Genomic DNA, 18,554 nt, shown 5'->3' with positions numbered 1-18,554 from the left:
ACCATGTCGAAACGCCGGACGGCTTTTCCGGGTCGTGCTCGATCGGCGTCTGGGCAGAGGTATTCAGCCTCGCGAGATCAGGTAGTTGACCTGCTCTCTCCTCTCGATAAGTCATTCCGAAACGATCAGTAAGCCCGGGCCGTTCAAGCGAACGGTCTGACCGGGGTGGTAGGGGTTACTGACCTGCTGCCGAGAGGAGGCCGTCAAAGGTGATATTGGAATTTCAGTAAGACGGCGCGGAGGATCGACGCTCATCAGACAGGTGCAGGGGCAATCCGGTAGCCCCTCTCGTTCGTCGGAGTCGCGTCATGCGCCACGAGGCGTGGGAGAGGCCATCCCACGCTCCGCGTTGAAAGGAACTCTCATGCGTGACGGCTGGACTTGTGGGCGAGACCGCACTGATCACCGGCTCTGGCCGTGGCATTGACGCAGCGATTGCGACCGGACTTGCCCAAGCCGGAGTCGATGTCATCCTTCTCGCCCGCACCGCCAACCAACTCGACGAAACCGTCATCGCCATCAGAGCAAGCACCGTCGAGCGTTGAGGTTCGCATCGTGACTACCGATCTGACCAACGCCGACCAGCGCACCGCGGCCACCGACTGCCTGCTGCCCGGCGACCTGGTTGATGTTCCGATCAACAATGCGGCCACTGTCGGGCACCTCGGCGCCCGCACCAGGATCAGTCCAGCGCAGCTACGGCAGGCCCTTGAGAATGATCTGATGCAAGCTGGACGGGGTGTGCGCCGTGCGCTGGCCGAAGCCGTGCGCGAAGCGGTCCGCACCGGCCGCCTGGCCCCGGGGACACGGTTGCCCTCCTCCCGCCAGCTCGCCACCGATCTCGGCCTTGCTCGCAACACCGTGGCTGACGCCTATACCGACCTCGTCGCCGAAGGATGGCTTACCGCGCGCAGAGGCTCGGGCACGCTCGTGGCAGACAGGATGAACACTCGGCCGATCTTGGCGCGCTCGGCCGCTGAGTCGTCCGGAGACCGTTGGCACGACCTGATCCCCGGGAACCCCGACCTCACCGCTTTTCCTCGTGCAGCGTGGCTGAAGGCCACACGCCACGCCCTGGCGACGGCCCCCGCCGACGCGCTCGGATACGGCGACCCCCGCGGTCGGCCGGAACTACGGGCCGCACTCGCGGACCATCTCACTCAAGCCCGGAGCGTGTACGTGAGTCCGGATCACATACTGATCTGCGCCGGCGTCTCCCACGGCCTGCAAATCCTGAGCGGAGTCCTGGCCGCGCGGGGGTCGGGGAACGTCGCCGTCGAGTCCTACGGCGTAGACAAGTACCGTGAGCTGTTGGCGGCTGCTGGACTGAAGACCGTTGTGCTTCCCTTCGATACCCACGGGACCGACCCGGTGCCGCCAGCGGGCACCGATGCGGTCCTACTCACACCGGCTCACCAGTTCCCTGTGGGCACGGCGCTGCAGCGCGATCGCCGGACGGCCGTCGTGGAGTGGGCCAGACGGACCGGCGGCTTGGTCCTGGAGGATGACTACGACGGTGAGTTCCGGTTCGGCCACCAGTCTGTCGGGGCGCTCCAAGGGCTCGACCCCGACCATGTGGTCTACCTGGGTAGCGCCAGCAAGTCCCTTGCTCCTGGCCTGCGGCTGGCCTGGATGGCGCTGCCTCCCGCACTCGCTGAGGAAGTCGTGGCGGCCAAGGGGCAGATCGACTCGTGCGAGGTACTCAGCCAGCTGACGATGGCGGAGTTCATCACGTCCGGCGCCTACGACCGTCACGTGCGTGCTGCGCGTCGCCGCTACCGCGATCGGCGAGACGCTCTCGTCACCGCCGTTGCCCAGCACGCCCCAGAGGTGCGCGTCATCGGGACACCGGCTGGCCTGCACACCGTGCTCGCTTTGCCGCCCGGGACCGAACAGCGGGTCCTTCAGGCAGCAACCCGGCAGGGCCTCAAAATGGCTGGCCTGTCTCGATACCGCCATGAACGGTCCCTGGACGCCCTGTCCGATGCCCTCGTCGTTGGATACGGGGTGCCCTCCGACGCAGCCTGGCCTCAGGCGCTCTCCGCACTCGTGCGGATCCTTTCCTGACGCGCCCCCGAGGCCCTGGGCGTTCGCGGACGGCAGTGTCCTGCGGGACCTATACCGGTTGGAAGCGCCGGGGCGCCGAGTCCGGGGTCGGGACGAAGCCCGGCTGACTGGGAGCCGGGCGCTGGTCTCGGGCCTGCTGTCCCTCTTCCTGAACGTGTTCGACCCTCCCTCTTACGGCAACGGGGCCTGCCGGGCTTCCTGACGCCGTCCGCCCACGTCCGGCGAATACCCGGGTGAGCGAATCCGTTCGAGACGCCATTCGAGACCGTGGCACCATGTACCGCATGACGACGAACCGAAAGGTCCATGCCGCGTAGGCGGTCAGGACGGATCCGCGCCGGCAGCCACCGGGCAACGGGTGCACGGCCGGTCATCGACGGCCTGTCTTCGCGTGCGCTGTCCGAGATCATCGAACTCGAGCGCACCCGAAACTATCTGCAGCCAGGCGACGTCGGCACGGCTGTGGGCCTGTGGAAGGACTACGTCCACCAGCCCGAGCGTGCTCTGTGGCACGACTACAAGTGGGGCAACGTGCCCTGGTACTGCTGCGGCGACCCTCTCGAAGCCCGAGCTCTCCTCGACATCGTGATGCAGGCTGTATCGCCACGAAGCACCCGCGAACTTCGAAAGATCGTCAGCCGGTCAGACGCCGTCTGGAATCTTCCGTCCCCGCCCTACGACGGAAGATAAAGAAACAGTGGCTGTGTCTTATCAGTTCTCGATCCTGACCTGGCGTGCATCGAAGGCGACGTAGCCGCTGAAGTCGCGACCCACACGGCTCGCCGCCGACTCCTTGATGTTCGGGTAAGACCAAGCCCCGTCCCTGAGCGTGACCTCGCCGACCACAACGTCGTGATACTGCGCCCTCCCCTTCCAGGGGCAGGTGTACGGAGTCGGGCTATCGCAGAGCGCGTCGGCCGCAACTGAGTCCGGCGGGAAGTAGACATTTCCCTCAATACTGATTACCGCTTCGCTCGCGGCCTCGGCCACGGCGGTCTCCCCAATCACTGCCTTCATTGGTCTTTCCCCTCATCGATCGCCACATCTGCCATCGTGAGCGCAGACGAACCAATCCTTCGCGCTTTGGCTCTCCAGGTCGCGATCACCGGTTGAGACGCCGGGCTTCAGTCGGGCGTCCAGTCGGTGCAGTCACAGCCAGGTCGTGTAGTCGTCGGAGGTTGGCGTCGGATGGACTCCGCTTCTTACCCGCGTCTTGACGCTACGGGAGATCGGGGAGACGTGAGCTCATCGACGCTCGCAGGGTGCCGAATCACCCTGACCTGCGGCTGGTCGCCGTACTCCGCCCAGGTGCCCGAGGCGGCACGTCGTGAGGCCGTGACGGGGCTCCTCCGAGGAGACTGCTGATTGCGGCCCAGTAGTCTCAGCCGCCAGCCGCCACCTGCGCCGACTCGGCAGCAGCACGATCGGAGTATCCCGGGTGCCGGGCGTCGACCAGATCGGCATAGGCGGTTGTTCGCGAGAGGTAGTCGACCACGAAGGGGCAGATTGCGGTGATCGTGCCCTCGCGGGTGCGGATCTCGTCGAACACCCGCCGCACCAGCGCGCCCGCCACACCCTGGCGCTGATGGCTCGACTCGACTTCAGTGTGCCGAAGCGCGTACCGGTTGGGCTTCAGGTGGGTGTAGTAGAGCCAGCCGACCAGGTCGTCGTCACGGCGGAGCTCAAAGCGGCCTCGATCCGTATTGTCGGTCAGCTGCTCGGTTACCGGAACCTGCACTTCGCCGCTCATCGCCTTACCCCTTCAGGGTGTCGTCACGTAGACCATTCGAACAGTCCATCCTCGGACCTTCTAGTCCAGTATGGCGGTTCTCTACTGGCAAGTGCATGTATAGAGTGGACTCGATGGTCCGTTCGCAGACCTGGTGAGGGCTGCTCGGGATCACTGACCGAAGACGAACGAGGCGAGAAGAGAACATGCAGCCATCACCGGCCGCCGTTGAGGTACGCAAGGACGAAGCCACCCGCCTCTACGAGGCGCTGATCGATGACCAGGTCGTCGGTACGCTGGCATACGAGACGACCGGCGGACGTGCCACGCTCACCCACTCTTATGTGGATCCAGATCAACGGCATCGGGGCATCGCGTCTGCCCTAGGCGCTGTTTCTCGGATCATGTGCGGAGCCAGATGATGAGTGCTGCGACGGTGACGGTGCCGAGGTAGGTGTAGGCCCGTTTCTCGTAGCGTGTGGCGACCGCGCGGAAGCCCTTGAGACGGTTGATGGCTCGCTCAACGGTGTTGCGTTTCTTGTAGCGTTCGCGGTCGAATCCGGTGGGCCGACCGCCTTGGGAACCGCGGTTGCGTCGGTGTCTGCGCTGGTCGAGTCGTTCGGGGATGGTGTGCGAGATGCCGCGTCGTCGCAGGTAGCGGCGGTTCTCGCGGGATGTGTAGGCCTTGTCGGCCAGGACATGGTCGGGCCGGCTGCGAGGCCGGCCGACCCCGCTGCGGGGTACCGACACCTGCTCCAGGACGGGCTGCAGTTGGGGGCCGTCACCGAAGTGTCCAGGTGTCAGGAGAACGGTGAGCGGTCGGCATCGCCCGTCCGCTGCGAGGTGGATCTTGGTGGTGAAGCCGCCCCGGGAACGTCCCAGGCACTCGCCGACCTGACCACCTCCTCCAGCCGGACGGCCAGTTTCCGAAGCACCGGATCGCCCTGATTCGTCCGCGGAAGGGCCCCCTTTGAGCAGCCGCGGTGGGCGGTGCCTTCCGCGCGCCGGCGGCGTGCTGGTGAGCTCGCACCGCCGTGGAGTCGACGGACACGTCCCAGTCGATGTGGCCCGCGGCGTCCTCGGCGGCCTGCACCTTCGACAGCAGCATGTGCCAGGTCCCGTCCGCCGACCAGCGGCGATGACGTTTGTAGACCGTCTCCCACGGTCCGAACCGCTCGGGCAGATCCCGCCACTGCACCCCCGTGCGGACCCGGTACAGCACCCCGTTGATCACCCGCCGGTGATCACTCCACCGGCCCCCACGCGCACCACCGCGAGGTAAGAACGACTCCAGCCGGTCCCACTCCGCATTCGTCAGGTCTCCGCGTCCCATGGAGCCAGCCTGCCCCCAACACCCCGTTCACGGAGGGAGATCCGAGAAACAGCGCCTAGCGCGCCACGCCCTGGAAGACCTGGCTCAGGGGCCGGCCAAGGTTGGCATCTACTGCGGTTTTGTCGCCGACTACGTCCAGGTCCACCCCGAGTGGAACGACGCCGTCAACATCAGCCGCTCGGCCTTCATCGCCACTCGCACCGCGCGAGGCACGACCAGCGAGCCCTGACACTGTGAAGTAGCCGCACGCTGCCATCGAGCCTGAGCTCATCGTCACTTCGACGCGTCGACAGACGCGAACACGACTGAGCCGCATGCCCCGCATCCGCGCGCCTCGCCGCGCCCGGCAGGGAACAGCCCGCCGGGCCCGGGCGCGTCCGGCGCCACTCTTCCTCAAGCGGGCCGTGCCTTCGTCACGAGGCCCACCGGTTCTCGGGGATCCGGGCCCGGACGTGCGCCCCTTCGTGCTGCAGGACGATCAGGGCCATGTCGTCGGCGAGCGGCCCGCCCGTGTGAGCCCTCAGGTCGGCGCCGATTCTGCGCACGAGCGCATCCGGGCGTTGATCGGCCCAAGCCGTCACCCGCTCCACGAGGGGGTAGAAGCTGCCCATGTTGTCCCGGGCCTCGGTGACTCCGTCGGTGTACAGCACCAACCGGTCGCCGGGGGTGAAACGGAAGGTCAAGGGGGCGTACTCGGTCTCCGTCAGTGCACCAAGACCCAGCGGCGGAGCGGGGACACTGACTTCCAGAGGCGTGACCTGCCTCTCGTGCAGCAGGAGTGGCGGCAGATGGCCGAAGCTGATCAGACGGGCACAGGTCTGGTCGTCCGGGATCTCGAGCACGGCTGCCGTGACAAAGTGTTCACCAGGCCATTCGTCAGGATCCCCGCGGTGCGACTGGCCCAGGTCCCAGCGCACGTCGGACTCCAGGGCGGAAGCGAGATCGGACAGGGTGGGGTGGCCGTGCGCGTTGAAGCGGAACGCACCGAGGACGGTCTCGATGTCCGCGATGGCCCCGAGCCCCTTGCCGCGCGCATCCCCGATGATCAGCCGGGTGATGCCAGGCGCGCGGACCAGTGCGTAGAGGTCTCCACCGATACGGGCTTCAGTCTGGGCGGCCACGTACGTCGAGGCGAGGGACACCGATCCCGCGAGTCGCGGCAGTGGCCGCAGCAGCACGGACTGCGCGGCTTCCGAGACCTGGCGCACGATAGCCAGCTGGCGCTGATGCTGCTCGCGCAGACGGGTGGCGATCAGGAGCAGCGTCGAGAACAGCACCAGGGACAGCATCTGCACGAGCACGTTCTCGGTGGTCAGCGCGTGTCGCTCAGCTCCCGCGGCGGTCAGCGCCGCGAGGGCCAGCAGAGCGGTGGCGGCAGTACGGCGGGTGTCGGCGAAGGCGGCGGCGAGCGCGAGCGGGATGACCAGCAGATGGGCGAGGTGGATGTTTGGCGGCAGGAACCAGTCGGCCACCGGAATCGCCGCGATCGGCACGGCCCACAGGGTTACCCATCGGTAGCCCCGCCATTGGCTGGTTGCTCTAGGCGCCTGCGAAGGCGGTCTGCTCGTCATTGTTCTCCCTGGTTCGGCGCGCACGGCAATGAAGCGTCGCCGCTCGGTTCGCACACCGAGATGCGTCAGGCACAGGACGCTGGGCAGAGCCGTTCGTACTTCCACAAACTGCTGTATCCGCCCGCTTCGGCCGTTCTGGCTGCTTCGACCAGATTGCAGATCCACTCCCAGCCTCTGGGGCGGACGAGGTTCGACTTTCACGAACCCTCCGACGCAGTAGCTGGGGTTATGCGACAAGGCGGGAGGGCTGTATGGGACTTTCCACCCCCGATACCGGGCTGTCGCGGGTGTGGCGTGGGTCTGCTCTCCAGTTCCGAGTGTCGCTCTTCTCCGAGCGTAGGCGCCGGCTTCCAAGTGTTGGAGCTGGGCGGGTAAGTGGCTTCACGCACTGGCTGGCAGTTGCTGATCAGCCCAGATGATTTTGCCTTCCGGGATGTGGCGGGTTCCCCATCGGCGGGACAGTTGAGTGACGAGAAAGAGGCCGCGGCCGTGTTCGTCAGTGGTGCGGGCCTGTCGCACAAGCGGGTGGCTGTGGCTGGCATCGGAGACTTCGCAGGTCAGCATCTCGTGCCGGATGAGACGTAGGCCGATCGTGCGGTCGCTGTTGCAGTCGCCGTTGCCGTGGATGAGGGCGTTGGTGAACAGTTCGCTGACGATCAGCTCTGTGGACTCGGCTAGGTGTTCCAGTCCCCACCGGGTCAGCTGCCGGGCAGCGAGAGTCCGGGCGCGGCTGACGACAGCGGGGACGCTGGGGAACTGCCAGGCGGCAACCTGGTCTGTGCTCAGCGAGCGGGTCCGTGCGAGAAGCAGAGTGGCATCGTCGCTCGGCGGCTTGGCCCTCAGTGTGTCCACTGTGGAACCGCACAGATCGTCCAGCGTGAGGCCGGGCCGTGCGAGGACCGCGCGCAAGCGGTTCATGCCGGCGCTGATGTCCTGGTGCCGGGTCTCGACCAGACCGTCGGTGTAGAAGGCGAGCACGCTTCCTTCCGCGAGTTCCAACGTTGCGGACTCGAAGGGGACCAGTCCGAGACCGAGCGGTGCTCCGGCAGGCAGGTCGGGGTAGGTGACCTGGCCGTGGGGGGCGATGATCGCGGGCGGGGGATGGCCGGCCCGCGCCATGGTGCAGGTACGGGTGACCGGGTCGTATACGGCATACAGGCACGTGGCGGCCATCATGGTGGTGTCCGGGCTCCGGGGATCTTCCGCCTCGGTGAAGCGGATGACCTGCTCGTCGAGTCGGGACAGTACTTCATCGGGAGGCATGTCCGTGTCCGCGAGAGTGTGCATGGCGGTGCGGAGCTGGCCCATCTTCGCGGCCGCGTTGATGCCGTGTCCGACCACGTCACCGACGACCAGGGCGACGCGGGCGCCAGAGAGGGGGATCACGTCGAACCAGTCACCCCCGATGCCGTGGTGGCTGTCAGCCGGCAGGTAGCACCAGGCCACATCTGCGGCCGAGCCGCCCGTGGGGCGGTGGGGGTGCAGCAGGCGCTGCAGGGCGAGAACCGCGGAGCGTTCGCGCGCGTATTGGCGAGCGTTGTCCAGGGCCAGTGCTGCCCAGCTGACGAGTTCCTCGGCCAAGCGCAGGTCGTCCTCCTCGAACGGCCTGGGGTCCTCGGTCCGCACAAAGACCTCCACGCCCAGCACTGCACCCCGCGCGTGGATCGGGACGACCATCAACGAGTGCATGGCGTTGTCTCGGATCTTCTTCGCCCGCGCCGGGTCGTGGTGGTCGTGCCATGTGCTCGGGGATGTGTCCAGCATCGGCTCGAAGTGGGATTTCCCGGAGCGCAGGACCCCGGTGAAGGGCGAAGCGGGCGGGACGAAGACCGGCTCTCCGCGAGCGAACTGGGACTCCGGCGTTCCCGGGTGGATCGAGGCCAGGCCCGCACGGCGGAAGACGGGGATGCGCCCGTCCTGTGGGCCGAGATGCGCCAGGGGCTCCTCGCCGAGTGGGACGGACTCCGCCAGGTCGACGGCGGCGTAGTCCGCGAGGAACGGCACGGCGAGGTCGGCCAGTTCCTGCGCGGTCTGCATGACGTCCAAAGTGGTACCGATGCGCCTGCTGGCCGCGCCGAGGATTGCCAGACGCTCTTGCGCCCGTCGGCAGTCGGTGGCGTCCACGCTCACGACGCACACGCCCAGCGCGCACCCCTGAGCATCGTCGAGGCGGAAGTATGACGCGGTCAATATGCGACTGCTTCCCTCCTTCGTCGGCAGGAAGGCCTGATAGTCCACGTTGATCGCCGGGTCGCCGCTCTCCAGCACCTGGTGCATCACTGCCTCCAGCGTCTCGGCCTCCGTCCCGGGCGCTGCCTCCGTCAGCCTGCGGCCCAGCCGCTTGGGGAGAGGGATGCCGTCCTTTGAGCCCTGGGAGTCGTTCACCCGGATGCAGCGCAAGTGCCTGTCCCGTATGACAACACCGATCGGCGGGCAGCTCTGCAGCGGCAGCGCAGCGAGGAGCGGCTCCGCTCCTGGGGCCTCGGTCGGCCACGCGGGAACCAGGACCTTGTCGGTAGCGCAGACCACCCACCAGCCCTGTCCGTCCTGCCCGGACAGCGATGACACGCACAGGCGCACATCGACGCAGTGGCCGTCGCGGTGGCGTACCTGCGCAAGGTCGGACCAGCCGCCCCGGAGAGTGCTCTCCTGTGCGGCTTGTGAAGCCTTTGCTCGGTCGCCAGCAGCCACCAACAGGACACCGGCGGACCGCCCCACCACCTCCGCAGCCGAATAGCCCACGAGCCGCTGAGCGGTCTGCGACCATCCAACCACCATCCCCTGCGTGTCAAGGAGAGCTATCGCTGGACAGACTGTCTCGATGGTCACCTGAACCTCGGAGACTGCTGTCTCTGCGGAACTGCCCATGGCTCTTCCCTTCTATCTCCCCCCGGCGATGCGGTCCCCCAACTGCTCAGCTGTCTGGTGGATGGATAGGTTCAGGGCAGGAATGATCGAACGACCGGGCACGGCATGCCACAACCCATTCACCCGGCCGCCGACAGTAGCTGCGGTGGCGGTCACGGCCCCTCAGGCGTGCTCCGGTTGCACCCATGGTGGGACCTGGGTGCACCCACCGGCCGTCGGCTGACACCGACGGGCAGGAACACGGGCGTCCGGTGATTTCTCGCTTGCCCTCACCCGTACCTCACACGTCAGCCAGCTACCGCTGAGAAGGAGGTGGTGCGCGCAGCCCTCAGGGCCGCCCGCCAGGCGGCTCATGGGCTGAAGCCGGCAGTCCAGACCGCGCCTGTGCTCGGAAAGCGCTTCGAGCTTCCGTGCGCTTCGTGCGTGCTCATGCGTGCAACGCTACGCATCCAATGGCGCTGAAAGATGGGTCCAATTCTATGAAAAATTCCCAGACCAATTCTGCGGGCAAAGCAAGATCGCGATCTACGAAGCTGGGACACTAATCCGCTCCCAACCGTGGCGCTCCGACCATGCGACGCGGGGCTCCGGCTTCGCCAGCAGGCTGAGGCGGCCCTGGTTGATCGACGGCGAAGACCTGCCGCTGGGGTACTTATCCGCCCTGTTCGTCGACGCTGAGGCACTTCAGGGCGTCTGGGACGATCTCCAGCGACAGGCCACGGTCGAAACCGGTGTAGCCGGTCAGGGATTCCCACAAATCTTCTCGGCCGCGTCCAGGATCCGTCTCCAGACGTCGTCGTCCACGTCCGGGGCAAGAGACACGCGGCAGGAAGGGGAACGGGCGGCAGTGTCGGGCTCGGCGTACCGGTCGCCTCGTGCGCCTGTCGGATGGTGCGGACGCTGATACGGGCCAGAGTGCTCGTGGGGCTGGCGCTGCGGTCCGTGTGGCCCCACAAGTCCGGGCAGGCGTCATTCGGGACCTCGGTCGAGGCGACGGCTGGGAATTCTCCGGCAGCCCTGGTCCATCCGTAAACTCGCCGCCTACCTGCTGAAATTCCATGGCCGGGTCATCCGCATCGGCCGCGAGGCCCTACGCCGCCTGTTGGCCCGCCCCGGCATCACCTTCCAGCGCACCAAGACCTGGAAGGAAGTCCCGGACCCCGACCGCGATGCGACCTGGACCGCATCGAGCACGTCCTGGAGCACTCCCCGGACCGGGTCTTCGCGTTCGACGAGTTCGGCCCGCTCGGCATCCGCCCCACCGACGGTGCGGGCTGGGCCCCCACCAGCCACCCCGAGCAGCACCCGGCGACCTACCATCGCACCCACGGCGTCAGGTACTTCCACGGGTGCTACTCGATCGGCGACGACACGCTCCGGGGCATCAACCGCCGGAAGAAGGGTGCCGCAAACACACTGCCCGCGCTCAGGCCGATCCGGGCCGCCCCCCGGACGGCGCCCCCACCTACGTCATCCTGGACAACCTGTCTGCCCACAAGGGTGAGACGATCCGCCGCAGGGCGAAGAACCGCGTCGAGCTGTCCTTCACGCCGACCTACGCGTCCTGTGCCAACCCGATCAAGGCGCACTTCGGGCCGCTGCGGCAGTTCACCATCACGAACTCCAACCACCGCAACCACACCGTGCAGACCCGGGCCCTGCAGTCCTATCTGCGTTGGCGCAATATGAATGCCCGTCACCCCGACCTGCCGGCAGCCCAGCGCCGCGAGCGGGCCCGTATCCGAAGCGAGAAGAGTATCCGCTGGGGAGACCGCCCACTCGACGAAGCGGCCTGACCCACCGAGAAGGGAGCCTCCGATCGCAGTAGAGATCATCTACGAGACTCACGCCACCACCACCGACAACCAGGCGGGCATCGCTACCGGCTGGCTCCCGGGCCGGCTCTCGGAATTGGGCCGCCGCCAGGCCGGGGAACTGGGCGAGCGCCGACGCGGCGACGCGCTCGCGGCCGTGTTCACCTCCGACCTTCACCGCGCCGTGGAAACCGCCCGGATCGCGTTCCCCGGCGGCAAGCCCGCGATCCATCAGGACATCCGACTACGCGAGTGCAACTACGGCGACCTCAACGGAACATCCGCCATCCTCATCGCCGCCCAACGGACCCGCCGGATCGACAAGCCCTTCCCAGGCGGACAGAGCTACCGCCAGGTCCTGGCCGCCGCCGACGCATTCCTCCATGACCTGGCCACTGACTGGGACGGCTGCCGGATCCTGCTGATCGCCCACTCGGCCAACCGATGGGCTCTGGACTGTCTGCTCACCGGAGCATCACTGGATGACCTGCTCGAAGCCCCACCTGCGTGGCGCCCGGGCTGGCGCTATACGCTTCCCGCCGACTGGCCTGCCCCAACCCGGTGAACCTTCCGAGTCACGGCACTAGCCGATCTGGGTCCCACCGGTCCGCCCCGGCAGGGAGCACGACACCACCTGCGCCCGCCACCTCGGCCTGATCGACGTCCTCAACCGAGTCGCGCCGAGCTGGACATGCCGACTCTGGTCGACCTCGGCTACAAGAACTCCTGCGACGGCTTCCGTCACCCCGTCAAAAAGCGCGCCGGAAGTGCACTGTGCCGAGGCCCAGCAGACCTACAACAAGGTCGTCCGCGGCATCCACGGCGTCTGCGAACGCACCAGCTCCGTGCTCGAGACCACCTTCAAGGCCCTGCGCAGAGTTAGCCTCGACCCCAGTCGCATCACGGAGATCGCTGCCGCAACACTCTTCCTGCTCCAGATCGAGCACGCCGCATGATCTGAAGCTCACAGCATTGTGATCCATTACTGGGAATGGATCAGGAATGGGGTTGATCAGTTGCTGTCGTACGTGCCTCGGGTCGCGCTGTCACTGAGCGGACTGTTGGGCGGCTTCCGTCTCGGTGGTGGCACCAGCCGTCGTCAGAGTGCCGCTGGCGGTCTCCAAGTGGGCGCGTACGAACCATTGGAACTGCTCCAGGTCACGCAGTTGTTCGATCAACAAGTCCTCAGTGACCGGGTCGATGTCCGACACCGTCTTGATCAGTGAGCGCAGATCTTCCAGCAAGCCGGTGTACACGAGATTGAGCGCGCCAAGGTGTGCGATGGCATCGGCGCGGCCCACGCTGTAGTCCTTCCACGTGCGCTGTTCGACCAGCGCGCCCGGAGTTCCGTAGGCGACGCCTCCCAGGGCAGCCATCCGCTCGGCAACATCGTCGGCCATGTCGCGGACGCGGTCGACTTGCGGGTCAAGCATTTCGTGCACGGCGATGAAGTGGGGGCCCACCACATTCCAGTGGACGTGCTTCAGCGTGAGATGGAGATCGTTGAGCGCGTGCAGGCGCTGCTGCAACAGCTCGATGACCGAGCCAGCGTCCTGCACCGTAAGGCCCGGAACGGTGTACCGGGGGGTGATTTCAGAACCCATGATGATCTCTCCTGTTCTGTGAGGTATGCCCCGCCCGACTACCCGTGATGGGCGTGGCAACGCGCAACAGATCCTTCCGCGGTATCCCGTACGCGGCGGCGCCGGTGGGCACGCTGCGGTTCGCGTCGCCGCAGTTCCATCCGGGCTGGACGCAGGTGCTGGATCGGTACAGGCCGGTCCGTCCGTGCTGCAGGTGCCGTCTGGAGCGGGTGCAGGGGCAGCGGGTGCCGGAGGGGACGAGGCGGCAGCCTGACCTCAAACGCCTTCAGCTCACGCTGGGCGCCGCAGGACGGGGCGGTTCGTCTGGTGCTGGAGTGGCGGCTAACCAGCGGCTCCGGCCTATGGGGGTACCTGTGGTGGCCTGTGCCGCAGGCCATGTGCGGGGCTGGCGTACACGGTCCCTGGAGGGGTATCCGGCAGGGAGACGGAAGCGAGCGCGAATGGACGAAGCAACTCGAGACCCCGGCTTTGAACGGCCGAGCCAGCACGGCGCTGCCCCGGCGCTGGAGACCTCGCTCACCTTGAACAGCGACGGCTCCCGCATCGCCCAGGCCCGCCACCTCGCAGCCGCGCTCCTCTCGAAGGCAAAAGTCCGCTACGGCATCCCGGTGGCAGCGGCCACGGTGGAGATCGTCCAGCTGATCGTCAGCGAACTCGTCACCAATGCCCGCAAGTACGCCCCCGGACCCGCCCGGCTGCACCTGCGCGTCACCGGCCCCGTCTTGCGGGTCGAAGTCTGGGACAGCAACCCCATGGCTCCGGCCGTCAAAGCCCCGGATCCGACCCGCGTCGGCCAGCACGGTCTGGAGATCGTCGCAGCCCTCGCCCGCACCGTCTCCGTGGAGCACACACCCCTCGGCAAACGCATCGCAGCTGACGTCATCCTCAGCCCCACATCTGCCTGAGTCCCAGGCAAAACCGGCTGACGGGTACCGCTCAGGCTCCGAAAACTGGCGACGCGTCCCACCCCCAGGAGGGGAGGGACCACCGGCCGTTTGCTGCGCGCTCAGCTGATGGTGAGCATGCCTGCGCGGAGTTTCCTCAAGGTGCGGGTGAGAAGGCGGGAGACGTGCCTCTGGGACAACGACACCACCGGCGTTGCTCGACGCCTCGAAGCGGAAGAGGTGGACGCCCTGACCGCTCCAGCGCCCGCCGCAACGGTTCCCCCTTCACGGGGACCTGCCGACCCTACACCTGATCGGTGAGCCAAGGCTCTGGGTTTCTTCTGAATCGAGGTTGAGTGCGGCCCGGCGGACGGTTTCAGAAGATACGCAGAGGTTGGGATGTGAGGCTGACCGCCCATCACCGGAAGCGGGTCCCACCCCGCAGGAGCCGCGTTGACCACGACGTCCACCACCACACATTCGAGCCGTGGGCTACGCCACCGGCGCCCACGGCGCGGGGCCGTGCCCTTCATGGCCCCGCTGCTGTTCCGGGCCGGCGCCGCCGGGGTGCCGGCGCTGTGGTGGAGCGACACGACCTCCGTGGCCGGCCCCGCGGGATGCCTCACCGGCGCAGGGCGCATCACCGGCCTCCTGGCCGGCTACGCCTGTGCGTGCTGCTGGCTCCGATGGCCCGCGTACCGCTCCTCGACCACACCAACGGTACGGATCTTCTCGCACGCCGGCACGATTTCGGCGGCCGTTGCGCGATCACCCCGGCCCTCGCCCATACCCTGCTGGTCATCTGGGGCTGTTCACAGACGTCACACACGCAGGTGGTCGGTCAGACCTCCGCGCTTGGCACAACCTGCACTTCGCCACCTGTCTGGCCGTCTTCCTCACCTTCGGCCACCAACTGTCCGACGGTCCCCTATTCGCACTCCGCCCCCGCGCACCCCCGCCATCTGCGCGTCACGCTCAAGTCCGCCGATGGTCAGCGCCACGCTCGGCCGCCCGACACCGGGCACCCGGGTGTGGGCCTCGGGATTCAACCCACATGAATCCTGAAGCGGCACCAAGTCGCAGTCTCTTCCGCAGGGAAAGGGCGCCTCCCCATCTCGGACACGGCTTGCTCCCGAAGCCCTGCGCAAGACCAGTTGCCCCTGTCCAGCGTTGAACACCCCCCGGAGGAGCCCCCTATGGGACTCGACCTGATCAACGGCGTCCCCGCGCACGTCCTGTTCGTACACGTCGTCGTGGTCCTGATACCCCTCACCGCGCTGGCGCTCGTCCTGTGCGCCATCTGGCCATCGGCCATGCGCCGGTTCGGTCTCGCCCTCCCGGTCCTCGCTCTGGTCGCCCTGGTCAGCGTGCCGCTGACCACAGACGCCGGCGAGTGGCTGGAGCGCCACGTTGGTAGCAACGCCCTCGTCCGTAGGCACGCCGAACTCGGTGATGAACTGCTCCCCTGGAGCATTGCCCTGTTCTTGGTGGCCGCGGCGCTGTGGTGGACCTACCGCCGCGCCGACAACCGCGCAGCTGAGGCGACAGGGCCCACCACCCGCAATGCGGTGGCCACGCCGCTGCGTATCGCAGCCTCGGTTCTCTCCCTTGTCATCGGAGTGGGCGCAGGTGTGCAGGTCTACCGAATCGGTGATTCCGGCGCGAAGGCTGCCTGGCACGACGGCTACTCCGCCACCGCCCATCCCGACCACGGCTGACACACGTTGGCTGAGGCGGTTTCCCGGATAGGAGGCCGTCTCAGCACACGTCGCTGCATATTGCCGGTCCGGGCGATGAGGTCTCAGGCAGCTGTCGACGGGCTGACACAACGGTCCCTGGAATAGCCGAAGCGTCCGCCCGTGGTCCTGGTTGTCATCGAGCGGGCGCCGGTGGGCAGGACCGGTTCCCGACGTCCCTGGCCGCTGTAGCCTTGGGCGACGTGTCCGACACGATGATGGCCCACCCGCTCACCCTGCGACTGCGCAACCTGCGGAGTCTGGGCGAGATCGGCGTCGACAAGAACACCACTGTCGTCTGCCCTGCACCGCTGATAAACACCATCGGAGAGCTCGGCGTCGCCGGTGGTCTCCTCTGCTCCGCACTGGGATGTCTCCCTTTCGATACTCGGGCGGCGCGAACGCCGCCGGGAGGGCCGGGAAGTGCCTGTGTCTGCGCCGTTCGGCCTCAGGCAGGGGCCGTTCGGCCCCGAGGTCGCACGCGCTTACGCGACGGGCAGGTCCGGTCGGACGAGTGTGCCCGACCTGCCGTGGACGATCTCGTACGCCGCGTCCAGTGCGCCGATCGCGGCCGGTCCGCCGGTGCGCTCGACGAAGCGCGCGGCGGCCTCGGCCTTGGGCCCCATGGAGCCTTCGGTGAAGCGGCCCCGGCGCAGCTCGGCGGGTGTGACGCCGAGGAGGGGCCGCTGCCCGGAGGTGCGGTAGCCGGCGTAGACGCAGGGCACGTCGGTGAGGATGAGCAGGAAGTCGGCCTCCAGGTCCTCGGCGAGCAGCGCCGCGGTGAGGTCCTTGTCGACGACGGCCTCCACGCCGGTCAGCGCGCCGGTGTCGCGGTCGGCGGTGACGGGGACGCCTCCGCCGCCGGCGCAGATGACGAGCGTGCCGCTGCCCAGGAGTTCGTGGACGGTCTGGGTCTCGATGATCCGTTCAGGTGCCGGTGAGGGGACGACGCGGCGCCAGCCAGTGGTGTCGGCGGCGACGTGTCAGCCACGTTTGCGGGCAAGCGACGTCGCGATGTCGTAGGGATACACCTGGCCGACGAACTTCGCGGGGTGCTCGAAGGCCGGGTCGTCGGCCCGGACCAGGGCGTGGGTGACCAGTGCGGCGATCCGTCGCCTGGGCAGGGCGTCGTGCCGGGTGCGGGCCAGCAGGGAACCGATCATGCCCTGCGTCTGGGCACCCAGCAGGTCCAGCGGATAGGGAGTGTTCAGGTCGGGGTCGGCGGCGCTCTCGACGGCGAGCAGGCCGATCTGTGGCCCGTTGCCGTGCGTGATGACGATCTCGTGCTCGTGGGCGAGGGAGGCGATCGCGGTGGTGACCCGGTCGATGTTGGCGGCCTGGACGGCCGCGTTGGGGCTTTCGCCCCGGTGCAGCAGGGCGTTGCCGCCGAGGGCGATGACGATGCGCATGGCTCAACTCTCCAAAATGGCGACGACCACGGCCTTGATGGTGTGCAGTCGGTTCTCCGCCTGGTCGAAAACCACAGAGGCGGGCGAGGAGGAGAAATCGCGGCGTTGCCGGCCCACGCGGTGATCCAGTACGACCAGGCGCTGAGGAAACAGCGAACTCGCCGAAGGCCTCACGAGCGCAGAGATACGGGCCACCGTTCGCCGGGACGCGCTTGGACAGCGTGCCGAACACACCGCCAACGCGAGCGTGACGGCGCCGAACGCCACGAGCGAGATGGGGCCGTAGAGCACCAAGGCCGAAGGGAGCGCGAAGCCCCCAGTACCGATGATGCCGCCCTCCCGAGTGCGGTCGCCGAGGGAAGACCGAGCGCCGCGTTGGGAGCGTCCCGCTCTGTAATTCTTGGCGTACGGGGCATAGTTGTGCTCCTCGCGCGGACCACTGGGGTCAGACCGCGAACTACGCGATCCGCATACGATCCTGCTCGGCGGAGGCCATCGCAGTCGGTGGCCACGTGTCCCCCGCCGGGGCCATTGGTCCCGTTCGGCAGGGTCCCGAACGGCTCCGTGATCCCCCGGATGGCCGGGAGGGACCACGGAGCCGTTCGCGTGCCGAAGCGATGATCAGGACGCGGACAGCCCCAGCCCGTAGACCGAGCGCTCCCTTACCAGCTGACGGCCGGTCACCAGCTCGGGCTCGACCCGGATGAAGACCTCCTCGGGCGAGGTCACCCAGGAGCGCGGGCCCGTACGGGCGAGCCGGCCATGCTCGGCTGGATCGGTCACCATCGCGGCGCATCCGGTGACCACGACGCTCCAACCGAAATGGGCTGCCGCATCCACCTCGTCCGCTTCGAAAGCGATCACCACACCGTCGATCGCGGCGGCCAGTTCCGAGTCGGCCGAAGTCCGCATCACGACGGCGGAATCGGCGTCCAAGCTGAAGTTGACCGGCAGAACGGCGGGCAGGGCATGGCGCGTGTGGACGACGCGGCCTATCGGGACCCGCGACAACAGACGCAGGCACTCCTCGCGGTCGAGTTCACGGAAGCCGTCGTTGGGATTCATCGCGGGGTCCAACTCTCAGGGGGTGCGGTGGCATGCGTTGCCGCCTGGGGAACGGCGGGCCGCGGGGCCGACCGGTCCCCCCCGGACGACGGAGCGGCGGCCGCCGGTACCGACAGTCAGGGCACCTCGATCCGACGCCCGGTGACGGCGGCCGGATCGACGCACACCCACAGGGATCGTTCGCCACCGGCCCACGGAGCGCTGTAGGCGAGTTCCTCCAAGCGACGCACGCCGTCCGCGTCCGTCACGGCCCGGGCGCGGCCGCGTACGAGGACACTCCAGCCCTGGCTGAGCGCTTCGTCGATGTGATCGACCTCGAACGCCACGTCGCTGCCGACCACTTCGGCGGGCGCCGAGCCTGGTGCCGTTCGGAACGCGATCGCATCGTCGACAACAGTGCTTTCATGACGACCCCTTCTCTGTGCCTGGCGGACGCCGGTCGTGAAGGAGGACGGCATGCAGATTCACCGTTGC

The 18,554-nt window shown here is 67.5% G+C and carries 15 protein-coding genes and 5 pseudogenes; 10 read left to right on the top strand and 10 right to left on the bottom strand.

What is annotated here, in order from left to right; all coding sequences use genetic code 11:
* Positions 1–368: 368 nt before the first annotated feature.
* From OG199_RS41215 to OG199_RS41205, 3 genes are all read left to right on the top strand, one after another.
* Positions 369–545, top strand: coding sequence for an SDR family NAD(P)-dependent oxidoreductase (locus tag OG199_RS41215; RefSeq protein ID WP_405834044.1), 177 nt, complete (start codon positions 369–371; stop codon positions 543–545).
* Between the two features lie 178 nt (positions 546–723).
* The gene (locus tag OG199_RS41210) at positions 724–2,067 is read left to right on the top strand and encodes a PLP-dependent aminotransferase family protein (protein ID WP_405834837.1); all 1,344 of its coding nucleotides are present in this window, start codon (positions 724–726) and stop codon (positions 2,065–2,067) included.
* Between the two features lie 306 nt (positions 2,068–2,373).
* Positions 2,374–2,757: a hypothetical protein gene (locus OG199_RS41205; RefSeq protein WP_405834042.1), complete on the top strand. Its 384-nt coding sequence runs from the start codon at positions 2,374–2,376 to the stop codon at positions 2,755–2,757.
* A 21-nt stretch (positions 2,758–2,778) separates the two neighbouring features.
* Here the strand turns inward: OG199_RS41205 and OG199_RS41200 are convergent, their stop codons facing one another.
* On the bottom strand, positions 2,779–3,084 hold the full coding sequence (locus tag OG199_RS41200) for a DUF427 domain-containing protein (RefSeq protein WP_356806788.1): 306 nt from the start codon (positions 3,082–3,084) through the stop codon (positions 2,779–2,781).
* A gap of 364 nt (positions 3,085–3,448) precedes the next feature.
* The gene (locus tag OG199_RS41195; protein WP_356806790.1) at positions 3,449–3,817 is read right to left on the bottom strand and encodes a GNAT family N-acetyltransferase; all 369 of its coding nucleotides are present in this window, start codon (positions 3,815–3,817) and stop codon (positions 3,449–3,451) included.
* Between the two features lie 185 nt (positions 3,818–4,002).
* Here OG199_RS41195 and OG199_RS41190 point away from each other — a divergent pair, with 185 nt between their 5' ends.
* Complete coding sequence (locus OG199_RS41190; protein ID WP_405834039.1) at positions 4,003–4,218, top strand: GNAT family N-acetyltransferase; 216 nt, start codon at positions 4,003–4,005, stop codon at positions 4,216–4,218.
* On the opposite strand, the gene OG199_RS41185 is transcribed toward OG199_RS41190, so the two are convergent.
* From OG199_RS41185 to OG199_RS41175, 3 genes are all read right to left on the bottom strand, one after another.
* Positions 4,199–5,129 (bottom strand): IS5 family transposase gene (locus tag OG199_RS41185; RefSeq protein ID WP_405830136.1). Its coding sequence is split into 2 segments (ribosomal slippage): positions 4,199–4,766 and positions 4,765–5,129, totalling 933 coding nucleotides; the frame shifts between segments, so codons are not numbered across the junction. The genes OG199_RS41190 and OG199_RS41185 overlap by 20 nt on opposite strands.
* A gap of 413 nt (positions 5,130–5,542) precedes the next feature.
* Entirely contained in the window at positions 5,543–6,622 is a 1,080-nt protein-coding gene (locus OG199_RS41180) for a PP2C family protein-serine/threonine phosphatase (RefSeq protein ID WP_405834038.1), read from the bottom strand.
* A 459-nt stretch (positions 6,623–7,081) separates the two neighbouring features.
* Positions 7,082–9,568 carry a SpoIIE family protein phosphatase gene (locus tag OG199_RS41175; RefSeq protein WP_405834036.1) on the bottom strand — a complete coding sequence of 829 codons (2,487 nt, stop codon included), beginning with the start codon at positions 9,566–9,568 and terminating at the stop codon, positions 7,082–7,084.
* Positions 9,569–10,586: 1,018 nt separating this feature from the next.
* Here OG199_RS41175 and OG199_RS41170 point away from each other — a divergent pair.
* The 3 genes and pseudogenes from OG199_RS41170 to OG199_RS41160 form a co-directional block, all read left to right on the top strand.
* A pseudogene (locus OG199_RS41170) lies at positions 10,587–11,364 on the top strand (transposase); the annotation flags it as partial.
* Positions 11,258–11,947, top strand: coding sequence for a histidine phosphatase family protein (locus OG199_RS41165; RefSeq protein WP_405834034.1), 690 nt, complete (start codon positions 11,258–11,260; stop codon positions 11,945–11,947). The pseudogene OG199_RS41170 and the gene OG199_RS41165, both read left to right, overlap by 107 nt.
* A gap of 25 nt (positions 11,948–11,972) precedes the next feature.
* Positions 11,973–12,338, top strand: coding sequence for a transposase family protein (locus tag OG199_RS41160; protein WP_405834835.1), 366 nt, complete (start codon positions 11,973–11,975; stop codon positions 12,336–12,338).
* Between the two features lie 90 nt (positions 12,339–12,428).
* Here OG199_RS41160 and dps read toward each other — a convergent pair whose 3' ends face one another.
* Complete coding sequence (gene dps, locus OG199_RS41155; RefSeq protein WP_356809275.1) at positions 12,429–12,986, bottom strand: DNA starvation/stationary phase protection protein Dps; 558 nt, start codon at positions 12,984–12,986, stop codon at positions 12,429–12,431.
* 47 nt (positions 12,987–13,033) lie between these two features.
* Between dps and OG199_RS41150 the strand changes: the two are divergent.
* From OG199_RS41150 to OG199_RS41140, 3 genes and pseudogenes are all read left to right on the top strand, one after another.
* Positions 13,034–13,165, top strand: a pseudogene (locus OG199_RS41150) (carboxylesterase family protein); the annotation flags it as partial.
* A gap of 261 nt (positions 13,166–13,426) precedes the next feature.
* The gene (locus OG199_RS41145; RefSeq protein ID WP_405834833.1) at positions 13,427–13,891 is read left to right on the top strand and encodes an ATP-binding protein; all 465 of its coding nucleotides are present in this window, start codon (positions 13,427–13,429) and stop codon (positions 13,889–13,891) included.
* Positions 13,892–15,066: 1,175 nt separating this feature from the next.
* Positions 15,067–15,588, top strand: coding sequence for a DUF2231 domain-containing protein (locus tag OG199_RS41140; protein ID WP_405834033.1), 522 nt, complete (start codon positions 15,067–15,069; stop codon positions 15,586–15,588).
* A gap of 503 nt (positions 15,589–16,091) precedes the next feature.
* Here the strand turns inward: OG199_RS41140 and OG199_RS41135 are convergent.
* The 4 genes and pseudogenes from OG199_RS41135 to OG199_RS41120 form a co-directional block, all read right to left on the bottom strand.
* Positions 16,092–17,015, bottom strand: a pseudogene (locus OG199_RS41135) (carbamate kinase).
* Positions 17,016–17,018: 3 nt separating this feature from the next.
* Positions 17,019–17,102 (bottom strand): annotated as a pseudogene (locus OG199_RS41130) (ornithine carbamoyltransferase, subunit I); the annotation flags it as partial.
* Between the two features lie 534 nt (positions 17,103–17,636).
* Positions 17,637–18,080, bottom strand: a complete 444-nt coding sequence (locus tag OG199_RS41125) for a pyridoxamine 5'-phosphate oxidase family protein (protein WP_405834031.1) — start codon at positions 18,078–18,080, stop codon at positions 17,637–17,639.
* Between the two features lie 116 nt (positions 18,081–18,196).
* Positions 18,197–18,478, bottom strand: a pseudogene (locus tag OG199_RS41120) (pyridoxamine 5'-phosphate oxidase family protein); the annotation flags it as partial.
* Positions 18,479–18,554 lie beyond the last annotated feature (76 nt).

This window comes from Streptomyces sp. NBC_01176, from assembly GCF_045039825.1.
Taxonomy (GTDB): Bacteria; Actinomycetota; Actinomycetes; order Streptomycetales; family Streptomycetaceae; genus Streptomyces.
Note: the sequence above shows the minus strand (reverse complement) of the source record. Positions and strands in the feature narration are given on the sequence as shown.

Coding starts and splice junctions, on each gene's coding strand:
- OG199_RS41210 (WP_405834837.1), top strand. CDS start 724: ATGCAAGCTGGACGGGGTGTGCGCCGTGCGCTGGCCGAAGCCGTGCGC.
- OG199_RS41205 (WP_405834042.1), top strand. CDS start 2,374: ATGCCGCGTAGGCGGTCAGGACGGATCCGCGCCGGCAGCCACCGGGCA.
- OG199_RS41200 (WP_356806788.1), bottom strand. CDS start 3,084: ATGAAGGCAGTGATTGGGGAGACCGCCGTGGCCGAGGCCGCGAGCGAA.
- OG199_RS41195 (WP_356806790.1), bottom strand. CDS start 3,817: ATGAGCGGCGAAGTGCAGGTTCCGGTAACCGAGCAGCTGACCGACAAT.
- OG199_RS41190 (WP_405834039.1), top strand. CDS start 4,003: ATGCAGCCATCACCGGCCGCCGTTGAGGTACGCAAGGACGAAGCCACC.
- OG199_RS41175 (WP_405834036.1), bottom strand. CDS start 9,568: ATGGGCAGTTCCGCAGAGACAGCAGTCTCCGAGGTTCAGGTGACCATC.
- OG199_RS41165 (WP_405834034.1), top strand. CDS start 11,258: ATGCCCGTCACCCCGACCTGCCGGCAGCCCAGCGCCGCGAGCGGGCCC.
- dps (WP_356809275.1), bottom strand. CDS start 12,986: ATGGGTTCTGAAATCACCCCCCGGTACACCGTTCCGGGCCTTACGGTG.
- OG199_RS41145 (WP_405834833.1), top strand. CDS start 13,427: ATGGACGAAGCAACTCGAGACCCCGGCTTTGAACGGCCGAGCCAGCAC.
- OG199_RS41140 (WP_405834033.1), top strand. CDS start 15,067: ATGGGACTCGACCTGATCAACGGCGTCCCCGCGCACGTCCTGTTCGTA.
- OG199_RS41125 (WP_405834031.1), bottom strand. CDS start 18,080: ATGAATCCCAACGACGGCTTCCGTGAACTCGACCGCGAGGAGTGCCTG.